The organism is Mycobacterium dioxanotrophicus (genome assembly GCF_002157835.1).
Classification (GTDB): Bacteria; Actinomycetota; Actinomycetes; order Mycobacteriales; family Mycobacteriaceae; genus Mycobacterium; species Mycobacterium dioxanotrophicus.
Genome location: NZ_CP020809.1, coordinates 678,609 through 697,145, shown reverse-complemented (window position 1 = coordinate 697,145; position 18,537 = coordinate 678,609). Strand labels below are relative to the sequence as shown.

Genomic DNA, 18,537 nt, shown 5'->3' with positions numbered 1-18,537 from the left:
ACATATGGCGCTTCCCGTCGAAAGAGAGAACCTCACCCATGAACACCCCATTCACACCCCCCAATCCCCCCTTCGGCCCCGGCGGCTTCGGTTTCGGCTTCGGCCCCGGCGATCGTCGGGCCCTGCATGATGAGCGGCGCCGCGCCCGCCGTGAGTTCCGCGATCACGTCCGCGAAGAGTCCGCAGGCCATCACGGCCCGTTCGGCCGCGGTTTCGGTGGTCCCGGTTTCGGCCCCGGCTTCGGCTTCGGCCCCGGGTTCGGTCCGGGCTTCGGTCCCGGGTTCGGCGGCGGGCCCCGCGGCCGAGGCCGAGGCGGACGCGGCGGCGGCCGTGGCCGGCGCGGTGATGTCCGTGCCGCGATCCTCAAGCTGCTCACCGAGCGCCCGATGCACGGCTACGAGATGACCCAGCAGATCGCCGAGCGCAGCAACAACCTGTGGCGGCCCAGCCCCGGCTCGGTCTACCCCACCCTGCAACTGCTCGTCGACGAGGGCCTGATCGCCCCGGCGGCCGAAAGCGAAGGCAGCAAGAAGACTTTCGAGCTGACCGACGACGGCCGCGCGGCCGCCGATCAGATCGAGACCGCCCCCTGGGACGCCATCGCCGAAGATGCCGACCCCAATGCCGTCAACCTGCGCGCCGCCATCGGGCAGCTGATGGGTGCCGTCGCGCAGTCGGTGCACACCGCCGGCGATGAGCAGCAGCAGCGCATCCTCGACATCGTCAACGGCGCACGCCGCGAGATCTATCAGATCCTCGGCGAGGAGTAAGCCGACGGGGACGGTCTGCGTAGGCTGACCGGCATGCAGACCTTCCCCCTGGGTTCGTTCGCTGTGTCGCGCGTCGGGTTCGGTGCCATGCAACTGCCCGGGCCCGGCGTGTTCGGCCCGCCGCGAGATCGCGAGCAGGCTCTGGCGGTGCTGCGGCGGGCAGTCGAGTTGGGCGTCAACCACATCGACACCGCACAGTTCTACGGACCCGCCGTCGCCAACGAATTGATCCGCGCCGCGCTGCACCCGTATCCGTCCGACCTCGCACTGGTCAGCAAGGTCGGCGCCCGCCGCGACGAGCAAGGGCAGTGGCTACCCGCCCAAGACCCGGACGAGTTGCGCCGCGGCATCGAGGACAACCTGCAGACGCTCGACGCCGACCGCCTGGCCGCGGTGAACCTGCGCGTCCACGACGGCGACGGCATCGGCGTCCCCACCGCAGTCGACCATGACCTGTTCGAGCGGCAACTGACCACGATGATCACGGCCCGCGACGAAGGTCTGATCGACGGTATAGGCCTCAGCAACATCTCCGCTGATCATCTTCGGATCGCATTGGGCCACACCGAAATCGCATGTGTGCAGAACGCCTACAACCTGGTCGACCGCAGCGCTGCGCCGGTCCTGGAACTCTGCGTCGCGCACGACATCGCGTTCGTCCCGTTCTTCCCGCTCGGCTCGGCCTTCGATCCGAACAGCCCTGTGCTCGGCAACGACACCGTCCGGCAGGCCGCGGCCGACCTCGGCCACACGCCCGCACAGATCGTGCTGGCGTGGATGCTGTCGGTCGCGCCGAACGTACTGCTGATTCCGGGAACGTCATCACCGGCGCACCTCGAGGAGAACCTTGCGGTGGCGGGCATATCGCTGCCCGACGACATCAAGAGCCGGCTCGACGGGCTGGGCGGGTAGGGGCATGACCGAAGAGATCACCGCATACGTCGTACCCGCCCTCGTGGCCGTGCTGGCGGCGGCCGGCGCCACCATCGGCATCCAGTTCCGCGATGTCGACGCCTACGAGCGTCGGCGTGGATTCTGGCAGTGGTTGCTGGTGTTGCTCGCCGCGTTGGCGGCCTTGGGTGCCACCAACTCGGCATCCGGTGCCGGGAATCTGCTCGAGGCCAGCTTGCTGTCGGTGCTGGCGATGGCCGCCGTGATCCTCGGTCACGTGATGTGGCGCAGGCGAGTTCCCGATGCCGAACCCCGCACCCAGAGGCTCGCAGTGGCGGCGGCAGCCCTGGCTGTCGTCGTCGTCGCCGCATCGGTGACATTCACCTACATCGCCGGCAAGGGCTGTCGCCAGGCGCAACCGCTGGTGCAGTCCAGCCGGGCGAGCTCGGGCCTGATCCTGCCGTCGTTCGCCGCCAACCAGGGCCCGACGGTCGGCGACTTCAACGAGTGGGCCAAGGTGATCGACGAGCAGGCCAAGCAGGTGACCTCCGGCAAGGCCGCCGAGCATGCCCGCCGGCTGGGTGAGTTGGCCGGCCAGATCGCCGATGCCGAGCGGACCAACGACAAGGGCCGCCACGCGATGCTGGGCGTGCAGTACTACGACGAACTCAAGGGTCTGCTGATGACCTGCCCGCCGCCCCGGTGACTCAGTCGATGTCGACCCAATCCAGCGTGCGCGCAACGGCTTTCTGCCACCCGGCGTACCCGCTGGAGCGCTGATCGTCATCCCACTGCGGGCTCCAGCGTTCGCCTTCCTGCCAGTTGGCGCGCAGATCGTCGGCGTTGCGCCAGAACCCGACCGCCAACCCGGCCGCATAGGCCGCACCGAGCGCGGTGGTCTCGGCGACCACGGGCTTGACCACGTCCACACCGAGCACGTCGGCCTGGATCTGCATGCACAACCGGTTGGCGGTGATACCGCCGTCGACCTTCAGAACCTCAAGGTGCACACCGGAATCGGCCTCCATCGCGTCGACCACATCGCGGCTCTGGTAGCAGATGGCCTCCAGCGTCGCGCGGGCCACGTGCGCGTTGGTGTTGAACCGCGACAGCCCGACGATGGCGCCGCGCGCGTCCGAGCGCCAGTACGGCGCGAACAGTCCCGAGAACGCCGGCACAAAGTACACGCCACCGTTGTCGGTGACCTGCCGGGCCAGCGACTCGCTCTGCGCTGCACCGCTGATGATGCCGAGCTGATCGCGTAGCCACTGCACGGCCGACCCGGTCACCGCGATCGAACCCTCCAGGGCGTAAACGGGTTTCGCCGGGGTGCCATCCGCGGATGCGAACTGGTAGCACACCGTGGTCAGCAGGCCGTTTTCCGACCGGACCATCTTCTCGCCGGTGTTGAGCAACAGGAAATTGCCGGTGCCATAGGTGTTCTTGGCCTCGCCGGCATTCAGGCACACCTGCCCGACCATCGCGGCCTGCTGGTCACCGAGGATGCCCGTCACCGGCACTTCACCGGCCAGCGGCCCGTCGGCGCGGGTCAGACCATACGGGGTGGGTGACGACGACGGCTTGATCTCGGGCAGCATCTGCCGCGGAATCCCGAAGAACGACAACAGTTCATCGTCCCAGTCGAGGGTCTCCAGGTTCATCAGCATGGTGCGGCTGGCGTTGGTGACGTCGGTGACGTGGACGCCGCCGCGATGCCCGCCGGTCAGGTTCCACACCAGCCAACTGTCGGGGTTGCCGAAGATCGCGTCACCGTTCTCGGCGGCAGCCCGCACCCCGTCGACGTTCTCCAGGATCCACTGAATCTTGCCGCCGGAGAAGTACGTTGCGGGCGGCAGCCCGGCCTTGTGCCGGATCACGTCGCCGCGGCCGTCGCGGTCCAGGGCGGCGGCGATGCGGTCGGTGCGGGTGTCCTGCCACACGATGGCGTTGTGGTACGGCCTGCCGGTGTGACGGTTCCACACCAGCGTGGTCTCGCGCTGGTTGGTGATGCCGAGCCCGGCGAGGTCCACCGCGGAGAGCTGGGTCTTGTTCAGCGCGGTCATGATGACGGCCGCGGTGCGCTCCCAGATCTCCACCGGATTGTGCTCGACCCACCCGGCGCGCGGCAGGATCTGCTCGTGCTCGAGCTGGTGGCGGCCCACCTCGGCCCCCGCGTGGTCGAAGATCATGCAGCGGGTGCTGGTGGTCCCCTGGTCGATGGCTGCGACGAAATCGGCCACAGTGGTCCTTTCCCGAGTCGCTGTCGCTCCTACCCTCCGAAACGTCCATCATGGCTTACGTGGCACCCGGAGCTGATTCTCTTCGTACTCGCGGCACGTCGGACAAAACCGGTATCGAGCGCATGCCGCGCGGCGGCTACGACGCGTCGTGTCTGGACCGGCTACTGCAGACCGAGCGGTCGGAGTACATCGACCGCGACGCCGACGGCGACGGCGACGACGGTGCGGCTGCGCGCAGGCAACAGGTCATCGACGCCCTGGACTGGACCGGCCGGTTCTTCCGCAACCACGAGAAGTTTGCCGCCATCGCCCTGGACCTGGTCGCCGACGTGCCCGACCCAAGGATTGTTGAGCTCGGCGCAGGCCACGGCGGACTGTCACGTCAGCTGCTGCACGACCATCCGTCGGCCCGCGTCACCGTCTCCGACGTCGACCGGGCGTCGGTGCGCGCACTGACCGCGGGCGAGCTCGGCACCCATCCCCGCGCGCAAGTCCGCGAACTCGACGCGACGGCGATCGACGCCGCCGACGGCAGCTTCGACCTGGCGGTCTTCGCGCTGTCGTTTCATCATCTGTCTCCCGCGCAGGCGTCCCGGGTGTTCGCCGAGGGCACCCGCGTCGCGGACACGCTGCTGATCATCGACCTGCCGCGCCCGCCCGCCCCGCTGCATCTGCTGCGGCTCGCGGCGATGCTGCCTGCCGCGCCGTTCGTTCCGTTCATCCACGACGGCGTCATCAGCTCGCTGCGCTCCTACAGTCCCTCTGCGCTGCGCAGCCTCGCCCTGCACGCTGACCGGAACATCGAGGTCGAACTGCGCAGCGGGCTCACGCTGCCCCAGATCGTGATCGCGCGGCGCGGCTAGCGTCGCGGCCGGGTGAACCGGTGCAGCAGCCAGGCCGGTGGCACCGTGGCGGCCAGCGTGACGGCGAACAGCACGACGGCCGAACCGGTGTAGACGGGCCACCGCAGCACCAGCGCCATCACCAGGTCCATGACCACCACGTGCAGCAGGAAGATCTCATAGGAGATCTCCCCCAGCCACACCAGTGGCCGGCTGCCCATCAGCCGGGCGTACTCACCGCAATCACCCAGCGCGAGCGGCGCCACGATCAACGTGGCGATCACGGTGTACAGCACCGTCTTCGATACGTCTTCGGACAGGGTCAGCGTGACGGCGGTGGTCCGCCCGGCGATCGGCGTCGACACCACCAGATAGCTGGCCACCGCCAACGGCAGCACTGCCAGCGCGTAACACCGCACGCCCATGGCTGCCAGCACGGCGAGCATCATGCCCCCGGCGAACCACGCCAGGTAGTGCGGCAGCCACGTTCCCGCGCCGACCGGCAGCCAGTGGGTGTTGTGCAGGATCACCAGCCAGGCCGGGCTCACCGCGGCCACCACCACGAGGCCCGCGAGCAGCAGCACCGGCCGGAACCGGCGTCGGCACAGCAGCATCAGCAGGTAGGCCAGCAACGGCAGCACCGCGTAGAACGCCACCTCCACGGCCAGGCTCCACATCTGTGACAAGCCCTGGTGCAGGTAGGCGGTGAAGTAGTTGTCGCTGTAGATCTGGGTCAAGGTCAGATTGCGCAGCAGGCCTGTCCAGGTGTGCCCGGGGTTGGGGTGCACCGGGCGCATCTGGTAGATCCCGTACACCACCAGCACCGTCACCACATACGCGGGCACGATCCGGCGGAACCGGCTCCGGGCATAACGCGGGACCGACGGCCCCGCGCCGCCATCCACTGCGGCCCGCACCCACGGGCGGAACAGCAACAGGCCCGCCAACACGAAGAAGATCGGCACCCCGACCTCCAGCCGCGCGCCCAGGAGTCCGGCATAGCCGTGGGTGAGCAGCCCGGTGCCGTAGGACGCATGGGTTCCCATCACCGCCATCGCGGCAAGGGCCCGCACCCCGGTCAGCGCGGCGATCCGGTCGATGCTGCCGACCTGTTCGAGCCCGCCCTGATCCTCGTCAGCTTGTCGGGCACACAATTGGCGAGCCTATTACGCAATTTTCCTGCGCACGCGATCCCCGACGTTGTTGCATCGGCGTGTGGGCGAAGAGGTCAGCAGTACCGAGTACACCCGGGCGCATCGGCAGCAGTACCGCCGCAAGGTGCAGCTCTGCCTCGACGTGTTCGAAACCATGCTGGCGCAGTCCCGCTTCGAGTTCGAGCGGCCGCTGACCGGCATGGAGATCGAATGCAACCTGGTGGACAACGCCTACCAGCCGGCGATGATGAACCAGGACGTCCTGGCCTCCATCGCCGATCCGGCCTACCAAACCGAATTGGGCGCCTACAACATCGAATTCAATGTGCCGCCACGGCCGTTGCCGGGGCGCGCCGCGCTGGAACTGGAGATCGAGGTCCGGGAGAGCCTCAACGCCGCGGAAATCAAGGCCAACCAGAACGGCACCCACATCGTGATGGTCGGCATCCTCCCGACGCTTATGCCCGAACATCTTTCGGCGGGCTGGATGAGCGAGTCGACGCGGTACCAGGCCCTCAACGACTCGATCTTCACTGCCCGCGGCGAGGACATGACGATCGACATCGCCGGCCCGGAGCGTCTTTCGCTGCAGGCCGCGTCCATCGCCCCGGAATCGGCCTGCACCAGCATGCAGCTGCATCTGCAGGTCTCCCCCGCCGATTTCGCCCGCAACTGGAACGCCGCGCAGGTGCTGGCCGGCCCGCAGCTGGCCGTCGGCGCCAATTCGCCGTATTTCTTCGGCCACCAGCTGTGGGCCGAGACCCGCATCGAACTGTTCACCCAGGCCACCGACACCCGGCCCGAGGAACTCAAGACCCAGGGGGTGCGGCCGCGGGTGTGGTTCGGCGAGCGCTGGATCACCTCGATCTTCGACCTGTTCGAGGAGAACGTCCGGTACTTCCCCTCGCTGCTGCCCGAGCTGTCCGACGAGGATCCGGCGGCCGTGCTGGCCGCAGGCCGCGCCCCGCGACTGCCCGAGCTGCGGCTGCACAACGGCACCATCTACCGGTGGAACCGCCCCGTCTACGACGTCGTCGACGGCATGCCGCACCTGCGGGTGGAGAACCGGGTGCTGCCCGCCGGGCCGACCGTGGTGGACATGATGGCCAACTCGGCGTTCTACTACGGCCTGCTGCGCACCCTGTCCGAGGAGGACCGGCCGATCTGGACCAAGCTGAGTTTCGCCGCAGCACAACACAATTTCGAGTCGGCCGCGCAGCACGGCATGGAGGCCCGGCTCTACTGGCCCGGGCTCGGCGAGGTGACGCCCGACGAACTGGTGCTCCGCCAGCTGCTGCCGATGGCGCACGAAGGGCTGCGCCGCTGGGGTGTCGCCGCCGAGGTGTGCGACCGCTATCTGGGGGTCATCGAAGGACGCGCGAAAACCGGGCAGACCGGTGCGGCATGGCAGGTCGCGACGGTGCAGAAAATCGAAGAAGGCGGCGTGTCCCGGCCCCAGGCGTTGGCCGAAATGTTACGGCTGTACGTCCAGTGGATGCACAGTAACGAGCCCGTCCACAGCTGGGAATGACTCGCGTACGTTGGATTGCATGGCATCTGATCAGGTTTTGGATTGGGACAGCGCCTATCGGGGTGTAGGTGAATTCGAGGGCCCGCCACCTTGGAACATCGGCGAGCCGCAGCCCGAGTTGGCGGCGCTGCACCGAGCCGGGAAGTTCCGCAGTGACGTGCTCGACGCCGGTTGCGGCCACGCGGAACTGTCGCTGGCGCTGGCCGCCGACGGCTACACCGTGGTGGGCATGGATTTGAGCCCGACGGCGATCGCCGCGGCCAACCGCACCGCCCAGGAACGCAACTTGAGCGCCGCCAGCTTCGTGCAGGGCGACATCACGTCGTTCCGGGGCTACGACGGCCGGTTCAACACCGTGGTCGACTCGACGCTGTTCCACTCACTGCCCGTGGAGGGACGCGACGGCTACCTGAGTTCGATCCACCGGGCCTCGGCTCCCGGCGCCGCGTACTACGTGCTGGTATTCGCCAAGGGCGCGTTCCCCGACGGGCTTGAGACCAAGCCCAACGAGGTCGACGAGGACGAACTGCGGGCCGCGGTGTCCCAGTACTGGGTGATCGACGAGATCCGTCCGGCGTTCATCCACGCGAACGCGACGGCCATCCCGGGCACCCCGGTCGAGCCTCTGCCGCACGATCAAGACGAGAAGGGCCGTGTCAAGTTCCCGGCCTTTCTGCTGACCGCCCACAAGGGCTGAGGCTCAGCTCCGCGAGCGTGCGTGTTTGCCGCGCAACACGCCGTGAGGTGTCGGCATTTTCGTCACATGCGCGCCTCGGCGACCGTGACGTATTGCCGGCACGTCACGGCTGACCGAACTTCCACTCTTTCTCTCCTGGCCGACCGGGTAGTGACGCTCCCGCCCGGTCGGCCCACAATCCCACCCGGTTGGCGCGCGCGCGAGCGGATATCCACCAATAGCGTTGGTTGGCATGACAGTTGCGCTTTTGGACCGCGGCGAGTTCGACCCGCTCGCCACTGCGCCGCGCGGCAGCTGGAGCGCCGCCGGGGTCCAGGTGCGGCGTCGGCGCGGACCCCACCGGGCCCATGCCCACACCCTGTGCACCGCGCGGTTCTGCGCGCGGCGCAGCGGCGATTCGCTGACCGTCGAACACGATCTCACCCCCGCCGAACTCTCCGACGAACTCGCCGTGTTACTGACCGAGCAACTCGGCGGGATACTGCGCGGCCAAGCGGATTTCGAGCGGGTCTTCACCGGCGTCGTGCGGTCCACGATCGACGGCGGGCTACCGGCCTGGGTGCGGTTCTACCGCAATTCGCTTGCCGCGCTCGAGGACGGCAACGCGACGTTCGCGCCGGTGCACCGCCGAGCGGTGGGTTTGATTGCCGGTCGACGGGTGGTGGACCTTGGCTCGTGCTTCGGGTTCTTCCCGCTCCGCTTACGCCGTGACGGCTTCGATGTGACAGCCAGCGATCTCAGTGCTCCCACCATGGACCTGCTGAACCGGGTCAGCGTCCGGATCCAGCGCCCGGTGCAGACCCTCGTGTGCGACGCTGCGCGGGTTCCGTTGCCCGACAATGCCGCTGACACGGTCACCGCGCTGCATCTGCTCGAGCACGTGCCCGCCGCGGCCGGCGTCGGCGTACTCGCCGAAGCGCTGCGCGTGGCTCGCCGCCGCGTGGTGATCGCGGTGCCGTTCGAGGTGCAACCGCAGGCCTGCTACGGGCACGTGCGCAGCTTCGACATCGCCGAGTTGGTTCGGCTCGGCGAGCAAGCACAAACATTTCAACCCGGCGTGCACGTCACCGTGGCCGACCACCACGGCGGCTGGCTGGTGTTGGACCTTTAGCACCCAGCACCCAGCACCCAGCACCGCGAGCGTGCGCGTCTGTCCCGCGACACGCCGTGCCTAACCAGCAGTACTGTCACACTCGCCGTCAGGTGGATGTGCTCGAAACGCTGCAAAGCCATCGAATGCCTGAACGCCAAGCGCGCCAATCACTCCCCCCGGTTCATGTCCCATGGAATTCGGGCGTGGTATCGCGGAGTCGGCGGGTGTACGCCAGCGCCAACGTCGTCCCGATGACCAGCCCACCACGACCCAGCGATCCACACCCAGATGGGAGCGCAGTAGTTCCAGGTCGGCGATCGGGTGATCTGTGGTGTTGGTGCTCAGGTCGACCGCAGCCCTGGCAACGTCCACCGCGCAACGCCACAGCAGGCAGACCGTCCTGGTTACCCGAGTCTCCCAATAGACCCGGTTTCCGTGGCCGACGTCGAGCATGCCCGTTTCATAGAGTTCGACCCGCGGCCGCCGATTGGGCGTCATGTCGGTCGCCCCTTCCGAGCGTGCACAAAATGCCGACACGCAGCGGCGTGTCGCCCCGCAGACACGCACGCTCGCGGTGCTAGGTGCTAGGTGCTAGGTGCTAGGTGCTAGATCAGCCCACGCTTGCTGGCGGCATACACGGCCTCGGCGCGACGGCTGACCTGCAGCTTGCGCATGATGTTGCTGACGTGGAACTTGGCCGTCGTGGCCGAAATGTACAGCCGCTCACCGATCTTGACGTTGGACAGGCCGGCCGCCAGCAACCGCAGCACTTCGAGCTCCCGATCGGTGAGCTGCTCGCGGGGCTCGCTTCTGCCGCTCAGCGTGCGGACCACCGCGGCGGCACTGCGGGAGTCGAAGGCGCTCTCGCCCGCGGAGATGGCCCGGATCGCGCGCACCAGCTCTGTGGTGTCGACGTCCTTGACGACGTAGCCGCGCGCCCCGGCATGCACGGCGCGAACCACCAGATCGTCGTCGAGGAACGTGGTCAGTACCAGGAGCCCGACCTCGGGGTGCGCCGCGGACAGCTTGGCGCACAACGACAAACCTTCGAAATCGGACCCGGCGGAGAGCTTGAGGTCCAGCAGCACCACGTCGGGCCGCATGGCAGCGACCATCGCTTCGGCTTCCGGCTCGGAGGCGGCCTCACCGACCACCACGAGGTCGTGCTCACGCTCCAGCACCGAGCGCAGCCCCTGCCGCAGGATGGCGTGATCGTCGACGAGCGCCAGCCGGATCGCTCTGATCTTGGTGTCAACCGTCATCGCGGTCTCCTTCCGATCCGTCCCGCGGGATGGTGGCGACCACCCGCACCCCGCCGAGGCGGGACCGTTGCACGAAGAACGAGCCACCCCGCTCACGGCAGCGGGCCTGCATGTTGGCCAGCCCGCGGTGGCGGCCGTCGACGTCGGTGCCGTCGGCCAAGCGCAGCATCAGCCGCATCTTGTCGGGGTCACCGGTGCCGTCGTCGGAGATCGACAGTGTGACGGTGGCGGGCCGGTACCGCAGCCGCACGATGGCCCGCGTCGCCTGCCCGTGCATGGCCGTGTTGAACAAGGCTTCGCCCGCCACCCGCAACAGCGCATGCTCTGCCGCACTGGGCAATTCGGTGGCGGCGCCCTCGACCTTGAGCGTCACCCGCAGGTCTTCGGGCATGTGCACGGTCGCCAACTGCTCGAGCATCTCCGGCAGGGTCGACCGGCCCGCGTCGCCGGGCTGGTTGAGCGCGTAGATCGCCGACCGCAACTGTTCGGTGGCCGAGCGGGTGAGGGTCTTGGCGGTGTCCAACCGTTCGACGAGGTCGGCCACCCCTGACAGAGCCCGAATCTCGCTGCGGCACACCTCGATCTGCATGCCCGCCGAGAGCACGGTCTGCGCGACGCTGTCGTGCAGTTCGCGCGCGATGCGGTGCCGTTCGGAGTCGAGTACCTGATGTCGTTGCGCCGCACCGAGTTCCCGCTGAGTCGCCAACAGCTCGGCGTTGCGGGCTTCGGACTGGGCCAGCAGCGCCTGCGAGCGCTGGAACAGTTCACAGTTGTGCAGCGCGACGGCGGTCTGGCTGGACAGGATCCGCATCACGGTCTCGTCGGTGCCGTCGAGCATGCGGCCCTTCGGCGTCCAGGCCGCGAACGCCCCGATCACGCCGCCGTCCAATTCGAGCGGCACATGCGCGTGGTGAGGTTCGATGACCGGTAACCGGAACTGGGCCAACTGTCCGCGCAGGATGTCGTTGAGCCGGTTGAGCACTGCGTCAGGCAGGTGCGGCACTGGATGCTTTGCGCCGGAAAGTCCTTCGAACGAGTAGGCGTTGCCGTCGGCGTCGAGGATCAGGTGCCGCGGCCGCGCCCCGGGCAGCGCACCGTCGGCCAGCGCCAGTAGCACCCATTCGGCACCGAGGTGCGTGCGGGCGGCCTCGGCCACCGCGCGGACGAGCTTTTCGGGACCATTCACGGTCTGCACCAACGCATGTGAGATCGTGTCGAGCGCGGCGATCACCCGCTCGGTACGCTGCGCGGCCACCCGGAATTCGGAATAGAACGTGGACTTGCCCGAGCGTATCCCGGTGAGACGTTCCAGATCGGGCGCTCTCACAGCGCCGCCCGGAACAGCGTCTGCAGCGCCGCCTCGTCGGCGGGACGCGGGTTGGTGGTGATGCACGCGTCGGCCATCGCGTTGTGCGCCAGCACCGGCACGTCCTCGTCCCGCACGCCCAGCTCGCCCAGGCCGCGCGGCACCCCCACCCCCCGGGCCAGCTCCTGCAGCCGATCAGCAAGGGCCAGTGCGGATTCCCGCGCCGGGGCACGCTTGTCTGCGATGCCGAGGCAGGCGGCGATGGTGGCGAACGGCGCCGGGTCGGCCTCGGCGTTGAACCGCACCACATGGGGCAGCAGGACACCGTTGATGACGCCGTGCGGCAGGTCCAGCAGCCCGCCGACCTGATGGCTCATGGCGTGGGCGGCACCGAGGATGGCGTTGGTGAAGGCCAGACCGGCCTCGAGCGCCGCCTGCGCCATGAGCACCCGGGCAGGCATCTCGTGCGGACGTTCGATGGTGGACACCAGGTTCTCGGTGACCATGACGACCGACCGCAGCGCGTGATGGTCGGTCAGCTGATTGTGGCCCAGCGAGACGAACGCTTCGATACCGTGCGTGAGCGCGTCCAGACCCGTTGCGGCATTGAGCCATTCCGGCATGGTGGTGAGCAGCCGCGGATCGATGACGGTGATGTCGGGGACCAGGGCGCGGCCCAGGATCGTGATCTTGGTGTTGCGCGTGGTGTCGGTGACGATGTAGAACTGGGAGACGTCGGCGCCGGTGCCCGACGTCGACGGCAATACCACGAGCGGTGGAATCGGCATGGTGGCCTTGTCCACGCCGGCGTAGTCGAGGATGTCGCCGCCGTTGGCCGACAGGATGGCGATGCCCTTGGCGGCGTCGATCACCGAGCCGCCGCCCAGCGCGATGAGCACATCGCACCCGTGTTCGCGGTAGAACTCGTGCCCTGCGGTGATCTCGTGGTCCTTGGGATTGGGTGTCAGCGCGCTCCATACCTGCGCCTCTACGCACTGGGCGCGCAGGTGTCCGACGAGTTCGCGCACCCAGCCGGCCTCGATCAGCCCCGGGTCGGTGACCAACAGCGGCCGCAACCCGCCGAGTCGCACGGCGGCATGGGCGGCCTCGGCCATCGAGTCGATGCCGAACACGATCTCGGGTGCATGGAACTTCAGCAGCCGGGTGGGCATCGCGTCGGGCGTGGCCGTCGGCACCGCCATGGGCGTGATCTCCGCCTGCGCTATCACGTCGCACTCCCAAGTCATGTGAGCCAGGTAACACTGTCACCCTACGGCCCATCCCGACCGCCGCCAATGTGCAGGTGGGCAGCTGCCTACCTGTCCGATCGGGCAGGTGGGCGGTCAGGACAGGGCGTGGGCGAGTTCCCCGGCGTGCGCGCTGAGCGCCGCGGCGTCGCTGGCCACCACCACGCGGTCGCAGACCTGCGCGTACTGCGGCATCGCACAGGTGGCCTGGTTCCAGTACCGCCGCGGCTCGGGCGTCACCCACGCCAGCCGATGCACGCGGCGGCGCAGCGCACGCAGCTGCTCGACACCGGCGGGAAGTCCCCCGCTTCGCCCATCTCCGACGATCAGCACGGCCGTGCGGCGATCGAGGGCGTCGGCCTGCCCGCGCAGCATGTCGTCGAACACCTGCCCGTAGTCGCTGCTGGCGTCGAGATCCAGCTGCGCTTCGGCCAGCACCGCGGCCAGCGAGTCGTCGCCCCCGGTGCGCAACAGGATGTCCGTGACATCGACCGGGCGGTCGACGAACGCCATCACCCGGCACCGATGCGCGCGCCGGTGCATTGCCTGGGCCAGCCGCAGGGTGAACGCGGTGATCGGCCGCACGGACAGCGACACGTCGGCGATCACCAGCAGCCGAATCCGGTCGGGCAGCGGGGTACGGGTCACCAGGTGGAACGGCACACCGTCGGTGCGCAGCGCGGCTCGCGTGGTGCGGCGCATGTCGAGCCTGCCATGTCCGCGCTCGCGGGGACGCGGCCGCGGCGCACCACGCATGCGGCGCAACACCTCGTGGCACGCCAGGTCGACATCGGTGGCCAGCCCGGCATCCATTGCGGTATCTGGGGTTTCGGCTTCAGCAGTCAGCCCGCAGCGGTCCGCCAGGGCAGCGACGAAACCCTCGACCGCCGCGCTCAGCTGGCCGAGTTGTTCGGCGGTCAACGGCTGCTCGCCCGCGTCGTCGCCGTAGGTGCGGCTCGGGTCATAAGCATCCAACCAGGCCAGGATCGACGCGGGATCGTCCCAACTGAGCGCGCCCGCCACCACAGGTGCCACCGAGTCGGCGAGGTCGCCGGCCATGCTGGCGGAGGCGCGGTCCACCTCCACGGTGTAGCGGACGCCGCGTCGTCCGGTGTCGCTCTCGGCCGATACCGTCAGCTGGTTGTCGGCTCCCGTCACGCTGTGGTCGTCGTCGTCCTTGTGTGGGTTGAAGCCCTTGTCGGCCTCCGGGGTGTCGAAGTGGTCGCCGACCTCCGCGGCGCGTTCGTTGTATTCGGCGTAGCGCCCGATCTCCTGGTCCTCGCCGATGTCGAGTGCCTCGGGCAGGCCCGAGCCGGTGTGGGCACGGCTCGGGCCCGGGTCCTGACGCGCGACGTCCGTTGCGCCGAACAACGCGTCGAAGGCGCGGTCGAATCCTCGTTGTTCCCGACCGTATTTGGCGCACGTCGCCCGCAGCGCCGCACGCAATGCGGGCAGGTCCGCAGCGCCGAGCAGGCCCAGCACCCGGCGTACCTCGATGACCTCAGCCGGTGACGTCGCCACCCCCGCGCGGCGCAGCAAGGCACCGAACGTCGCGGCAACGATGTCGAGCAGATGTGACGGCGTCACGTCCTGCCGCCCCTCCCGCGGAACACCGCGGTGGTGGTGTTGGCCGGGCGCGACGCCACGGTGGCCCGTAGCGGTTCGGTGTGCACCGGGAGCGGGGCGTCACCGAGGTGGCGCAGCGCGATGTCGCGGTCACTGGTGAACTTCACCAACGTGGACAGCAGAAGCGCTTGTGCCGTATCCGATGTCGTGTCGCCGAGGATCGCGGCAGCGCGTGCGGCGTCGATCACCTCCGAGATCGACGGCGCCTTGCGCAGCGGGAGCTCACGCAGGGTGCGCGCCAGCTCGACCACATCGGCCACCACAGCGGGTTCGACGCGCGGTGCCCGCACCCCGACGATTTCCCGTTCCCGTTGCGGCGTGGGGAAATCCAGGTGGTAGTGCAGGCAGCGACGCTTGAGCGCGGCCGAGAGTTCCCGAGTGTCGTTGGACGTCAACACCACCCATGGCACGGTGCGGGCCACGAAGGTGCCAATCTCCGGGATGGTGACTTGACGTTCGGCCAGCACCTCGAGCAGCAGCGCCTCCATCGCCTCTTCGGTGCGGTCGACCTCGTCGATCAGCAGCACCACGGGCTGTTCGGAGAGCACCGATTCCAGCAGCGGACGCACCGAAAGGAAGGCCTCGGAATAGATGTCGGTGGCGATCTCGCCGACGTCGCTCGTCTGGTCGCGCATCATCTGCACGTGCAGCAGCTGTTTGGCGTAGTCCCATTCGTAGAGCACCCGGTTGTCGTCGAGACCCTCGTAGCACTGCAGGCGGATCAGCCGTCGGCCGCCGGCCGCGGCCAACGCCTTGGCCAGTTCGGTCTTCCCGACGCCTGCCGGTCCCTCCAACAACAGGGGCCGATCCAGCGCGGTCGCCAGGTGCACCACCGTGGCCAGGTCGCCGTCGGCAATGTAGTCCTGCTCCCGCAGCGCTTCGGAAAGCGCTGCGGGACCGGCGAATCCGTCGACCTCGGACTCAGTAAGTGCCATTAATCGCATGGCCGACCACCGGGATCATCGATTCCACCGTCACCTCGCGCGGGTTGCCCGGCGTGCACCAGTCGCCCTGGATGTGCTCGGAGATGGCCAGCACGGACTTGTCGTCACCCTTGATAACGTCACCCCGGCCGGCGTACTTGCCGGTGTTCATCCGGTTCTTCTCATACGAGTCGGTGCGGACCTGCGAGAAGTTGTCCGGGATGCCCACGTCCTGCGACAGCCGGATCGCGGCCTCGACCGCGGCATCGGCGGCCTGCACGGTGGTCATGTTGCGGGTGTCGACGCCCATGGCGGTGGCCAGCTGCGCGTAACGCTCATAGCGGGCGGGAAGGTTGTATTCCCACACCCGTGGCAACGCGATCGCGTTGTTGAGCCCGTGGTGGCTGTCGAAGAACGCGCTGACGGCGTGGCTGATCGAGTGCACGATGCCCAGCCCGCCGGAGTTGAACGCCTGCCCGGCGATGTACTGCGCGTTCATCATGCCTTCGCGGGCTTTGAGGTTGCGGGGTTCGAACACGGCCTCCCGCAGGTTCTTGGCGACGAGTTCGACTGAGTACAGGGCATTTCCGAGCGACGGCGCGAAGTCGATGCGCGAGACGTAGGGCTCGCTGCCGTGCGCGAGCACGTCGAAGCCACAGTATGCGGTGAAGTGTTGCGGGCAGGTGTAATACAGCAGCGGGTCGTCGATGGCCAGGGTGACGATGGTCGCCTCGTCGAATCCGACCCACTTGTGCGGGTGGTCCATGTCGGAGGTGTCGGTGATGACGTAGGCCCATGAGGTCTCCGAACCCGTTCCCGCCGTGGTGGATACGGCGATGTGCGGCGGATTCTGCTTGTTGGTGGATTTGGCGAAACCCTCGAATTCGTTGATGTTGCGGCCGTCATGGGCGATGACGACGCGCGCGCCCTTGGCCGCGTCATGGCTGGAACCACCGCCGATGGAGATGATGCTGTCGCACTTCTCCTGCTGATACAGCGCCGCGGCCTCCATGACGTTGTAGTCCTTGGGGTTGGACTCCACCTTGTCGTAGAGCACCACCTCGACGCCCTGGTACTCGATCTTGCCGGTCAGCTCCTCGATGATGCCCGAGCCGCGCAGGCCCGTCGTCATCAGCAGGGTGCGCTTGAAGCCGAGGTTCTTGGCCTCGACGCCGATGATGTCGTGCGCGCCCACCCCGAGCAGGGCCCGCGGGAACGGGTGGAACTCCTTGATCGGAAAGTCCCAAATCTGGTTCAGCTCAATGGCCATCGGAAGGCTCCTTCTGTCGTGTGACACCACCGTGAACCTCGGTGGCGCGGGTCACAACGATTCGGGGGCACTACCGGCCGACCGGAACGCCAGAACTCTCCGATCGGGTAGTGCTGCACGCTCTCCTGTGCAACAGGCTCGGTGGCGCGTGCCCGCCGCGCAGTGGACAGCCACAACATTCCGGCGCCGCACACGCGACATAAGTGCGCCTATGCATATTTGCCAGTATCCCACAAGCCGTACGTCAAGACCCATCGTGCTCAAGTCCACAGCCATCTACGTTGCGATCATCCAGTAGCAAGATACAAGCTATTTATTCCGATACCGGGTCTGCTGCACGATCAGGTGACAGTTGCGGTCACGCGGCCTGACTGGCCGGTGTGGTCATGATTGCTTCGAATTCGATCGGGGTCAACCGCCCGAGACCCGCCTGGCGCCGGCGACGATGATAGGTCCGTTCGATCCAGGTGACGATCGCGATCCGCAGCTCCTCGCGGGTGTCCCAGCGGCGACGATCGAGCACGTTCTTCTGCAGCAGACTAAAGAAGCTCTCCATGGCCGCGTTGTCGCCGGCTGCGCCGACACGGCCCATCGATCCGACCATCTCGAAGCGGCCCAGAGCATGCACGAATCTCCTTGACCTGAACTGAGATCCGCGATCGGAATGCAGAATGCATCCGGCCACCTCGCCGCGGCGTGCCACCGCGTTGCTCAAGGCCGTGGTCGCTAACCGGGACTTCATTCGGAGTCGATCGAGTACCCGACGATGCGGTTGGAGTACACGTCCTTGATCGCACACAGATAGAGCTTGCCTTCACCGGTGCGATGCTCGGTGATATCGCTGAGCCACAACTGATTTGGACCGCCAGCGGTGAAGTCACGCTCGACAAGATCATCGTGCACCGGCGGACCGACCTTGCCGTTCTTGCCGCGTTTCTTACCGAACACACTCCACAATCGATTCTGCGAGCAGATCCGCCAGGCGGTGCGCTCAGCCATCGGCTCGCCGACATCGCGGGCCTCTTGGACCAGGTAGCGGTACCCGAACTCCGGGTCGTCCTTGTGGGCGTCGAACAGGGCGTTGGCGCGGTAGGCCTCGATCATCTCGGCGTCGGTGATCGGCTGGGCCAGCCAGCGGTAGTACGGCTGGCGGCGAGCTTGAGTACCCGGCACGTCACCGCGACGGGGATCCCGTCGGCGGCGAGCTCACTTACGAGCGGGTAGATCCTTTTCCCGGCAGGTTGGCCTGCGACAGATAGGCCGCCGCGCGGCGCAGGACCTCGTTCTCCTGCTCCAACAACCGATTCCGGCGACGCAGCTCCCGTAACTCAGCCGAATCGCCGGTGCTCTTGCCGGGCTTGGCACCTTCATCGATATCGGCTTGGCGCATCCACTTGTGCAGCGTCATCGGGTGCACACCGAAATCAGTGGCGATGTGCTCGATCGTCACGCCGTCGTCGCGGTTGCGGGCCACACGGACGACATCATCGCGGAACTCTCGGGGGTAGGGCCTGGGCACACTGACATCCTTCCAGCTCACCCGTTCCGGGCAAGCCAACTCAGATGTCACCTATTCGTGCAGCAGACCCACCAGCGGTATCAGCAAAGGCAATGTGGCGACAAACACAAGGGCTGTCAAACTCGGCCAAGCATTGCTACAGTCCTCGCGAATACTTGCCAATTCA

The 18,537-nt window shown here is 67.6% G+C and carries 15 protein-coding genes and 1 pseudogene; 7 read left to right on the top strand and 9 right to left on the bottom strand.

Translation table 11 applies throughout. From position 1 onward, the window contains the following. Positions 1-38 precede the first annotated feature (38 nt). The 3 genes from BTO20_RS03205 to BTO20_RS03195 are packed head-to-tail and all read left to right on the top strand — an operon-like array spanning position 39 to position 2,367. On the top strand, positions 39-770 hold the full coding sequence (locus BTO20_RS03205) for a PadR family transcriptional regulator (RefSeq protein WP_087073325.1): 732 nt from the start codon (positions 39-41) through the stop codon (positions 768-770). Positions 771-803: 33 nt separating this feature from the next. Further along, the gene (locus BTO20_RS03200; RefSeq protein ID WP_087073323.1) at positions 804-1,682 is read left to right on the top strand and encodes an oxidoreductase; all 879 of its coding nucleotides are present in this window, start codon (positions 804-806) and stop codon (positions 1,680-1,682) included. A 4-nt stretch (positions 1,683-1,686) separates the two neighbouring features. After that, positions 1,687-2,367 (top strand): hypothetical protein, encoded by a 681-nt coding sequence (locus tag BTO20_RS03195; RefSeq protein WP_087073321.1) that lies wholly within the window; start codon positions 1,687-1,689, stop codon positions 2,365-2,367. 1 nt (position 2,368) lies between these two features. Here the strand turns inward: BTO20_RS03195 and glpK are convergent, their stop codons facing one another. Beyond that, positions 2,369-3,850, bottom strand: a complete 1,482-nt coding sequence (gene glpK, locus BTO20_RS03190) for a glycerol kinase GlpK (protein ID WP_232491189.1) — start codon at positions 3,848-3,850, stop codon at positions 2,369-2,371. Between the two features lie 173 nt (positions 3,851-4,023). Here glpK and BTO20_RS03185 point away from each other — a divergent pair, with 173 nt between their 5' ends. Next, positions 4,024-4,764 carry a class I SAM-dependent methyltransferase gene (locus BTO20_RS03185; RefSeq protein ID WP_087073316.1) on the top strand — a complete coding sequence of 247 codons (741 nt, stop codon included), beginning with the start codon at positions 4,024-4,026 and terminating at the stop codon, positions 4,762-4,764. Here the strand turns inward: BTO20_RS03185 and BTO20_RS03180 are convergent. Next, a complete protein-coding gene (locus BTO20_RS03180) occupies positions 4,761-5,897 on the bottom strand; it encodes an acyltransferase family protein (RefSeq protein ID WP_087073314.1) in 1,137 nt (378 codons plus the stop codon). The genes BTO20_RS03185 and BTO20_RS03180 overlap by 4 nt on opposite strands. A gap of 61 nt (positions 5,898-5,958) precedes the next feature. Between BTO20_RS03180 and BTO20_RS03175 the strand changes: the two genes are divergently transcribed. From BTO20_RS03175 to mftM, 3 genes are all read left to right on the top strand, one after another. Then, the gene (locus BTO20_RS03175) at positions 5,959-7,428 is read left to right on the top strand and encodes a glutamate--cysteine ligase (RefSeq protein WP_087073312.1); all 1,470 of its coding nucleotides are present in this window, start codon (positions 5,959-5,961) and stop codon (positions 7,426-7,428) included. 19 nt (positions 7,429-7,447) lie between these two features. Then, the gene (locus BTO20_RS03170) at positions 7,448-8,125 is read left to right on the top strand and encodes a class I SAM-dependent methyltransferase (protein WP_087073310.1); all 678 of its coding nucleotides are present in this window, start codon (positions 7,448-7,450) and stop codon (positions 8,123-8,125) included. Between the two features lie 232 nt (positions 8,126-8,357). Beyond that, on the top strand, positions 8,358-9,236 hold the full coding sequence (gene mftM / locus BTO20_RS03165; protein ID WP_087073308.1) for a mycofactocin oligosaccharide methyltransferase MftM: 879 nt from the start codon (positions 8,358-8,360) through the stop codon (positions 9,234-9,236). Between the two features lie 587 nt (positions 9,237-9,823). On the opposite strand, the gene BTO20_RS03155 is transcribed toward mftM, so the two are convergent. From BTO20_RS03155 to BTO20_RS03125, 7 genes and pseudogenes are all read right to left on the bottom strand, one after another. Continuing rightward, positions 9,824-10,480 carry a MadR family response regulator transcription factor gene (locus BTO20_RS03155; RefSeq protein WP_064943212.1) on the bottom strand — a complete coding sequence of 219 codons (657 nt, stop codon included), beginning with the start codon at positions 10,478-10,480 and terminating at the stop codon, positions 9,824-9,826. Beyond that, positions 10,470-11,807, bottom strand: coding sequence for a MadS family sensor histidine kinase (locus BTO20_RS03150; RefSeq protein ID WP_408632152.1), 1,338 nt, complete (start codon positions 11,805-11,807; stop codon positions 10,470-10,472). The genes BTO20_RS03155 and BTO20_RS03150 overlap by 11 nt, the downstream gene beginning before the upstream one ends. Continuing rightward, positions 11,804-12,988 (bottom strand): iron-containing alcohol dehydrogenase, encoded by a 1,185-nt coding sequence (locus tag BTO20_RS03145; protein ID WP_198344450.1) that lies wholly within the window; start codon positions 12,986-12,988, stop codon positions 11,804-11,806. The genes BTO20_RS03150 and BTO20_RS03145 overlap by 4 nt, the downstream gene beginning before the upstream one ends. Before the next feature lie 141 nt (positions 12,989-13,129). Then, complete coding sequence (gene madC, locus BTO20_RS03140; protein ID WP_087073304.1) at positions 13,130-14,620, bottom strand: MadC family VWA domain-containing protein; 1,491 nt, start codon at positions 14,618-14,620, stop codon at positions 13,130-13,132. After that, complete coding sequence (locus BTO20_RS03135) at positions 14,617-15,594, bottom strand: AAA family ATPase (RefSeq protein ID WP_232491025.1); 978 nt, start codon at positions 15,592-15,594, stop codon at positions 14,617-14,619. Before BTO20_RS03135 ends, madC begins: the two co-directional genes overlap by 4 nt. Beyond that, positions 15,581-16,852 carry an NDMA-dependent methanol dehydrogenase gene (gene mdo / locus BTO20_RS03130; RefSeq protein WP_087073299.1) on the bottom strand — a complete coding sequence of 424 codons (1,272 nt, stop codon included), beginning with the start codon at positions 16,850-16,852 and terminating at the stop codon, positions 15,581-15,583. The genes BTO20_RS03135 and mdo overlap by 14 nt, the downstream gene beginning before the upstream one ends. A gap of 358 nt (positions 16,853-17,210) precedes the next feature. After that, positions 17,211-18,371, bottom strand: a pseudogene (locus tag BTO20_RS03125) (IS3 family transposase). Positions 18,372-18,537: the final 166 nt, after the last annotated feature.

Coding starts and splice junctions, on each gene's coding strand:
- glpK (WP_232491189.1), bottom strand. CDS start 3,850: ATGATCTTCGACCACGCGGGGGCCGAGGTGGGCCGCCACCAGCTCGAG.
- BTO20_RS03185 (WP_087073316.1), top strand. CDS start 4,024: ATGCCGCGCGGCGGCTACGACGCGTCGTGTCTGGACCGGCTACTGCAG.
- BTO20_RS03155 (WP_064943212.1), bottom strand. CDS start 10,480: ATGACGGTTGACACCAAGATCAGAGCGATCCGGCTGGCGCTCGTCGAC.
- BTO20_RS03195 (WP_087073321.1), top strand. CDS start 1,687: ATGACCGAAGAGATCACCGCATACGTCGTACCCGCCCTCGTGGCCGTG.
- BTO20_RS03200 (WP_087073323.1), top strand. CDS start 804: ATGCAGACCTTCCCCCTGGGTTCGTTCGCTGTGTCGCGCGTCGGGTTC.
- BTO20_RS03145 (WP_198344450.1), bottom strand. CDS start 12,988: ATGGCGGTGCCGACGGCCACGCCCGACGCGATGCCCACCCGGCTGCTG.
- mdo (WP_087073299.1), bottom strand. CDS start 16,852: ATGGCCATTGAGCTGAACCAGATTTGGGACTTTCCGATCAAGGAGTTC.
- BTO20_RS03205 (WP_087073325.1), top strand. CDS start 39: ATGAACACCCCATTCACACCCCCCAATCCCCCCTTCGGCCCCGGCGGC.
- BTO20_RS03170 (WP_087073310.1), top strand. CDS start 7,448: ATGGCATCTGATCAGGTTTTGGATTGGGACAGCGCCTATCGGGGTGTA.
- mftM (WP_087073308.1), top strand. CDS start 8,358: ATGACAGTTGCGCTTTTGGACCGCGGCGAGTTCGACCCGCTCGCCACT.
- BTO20_RS03135 (WP_232491025.1), bottom strand. CDS start 15,594: ATGGCACTTACTGAGTCCGAGGTCGACGGATTCGCCGGTCCCGCAGCG.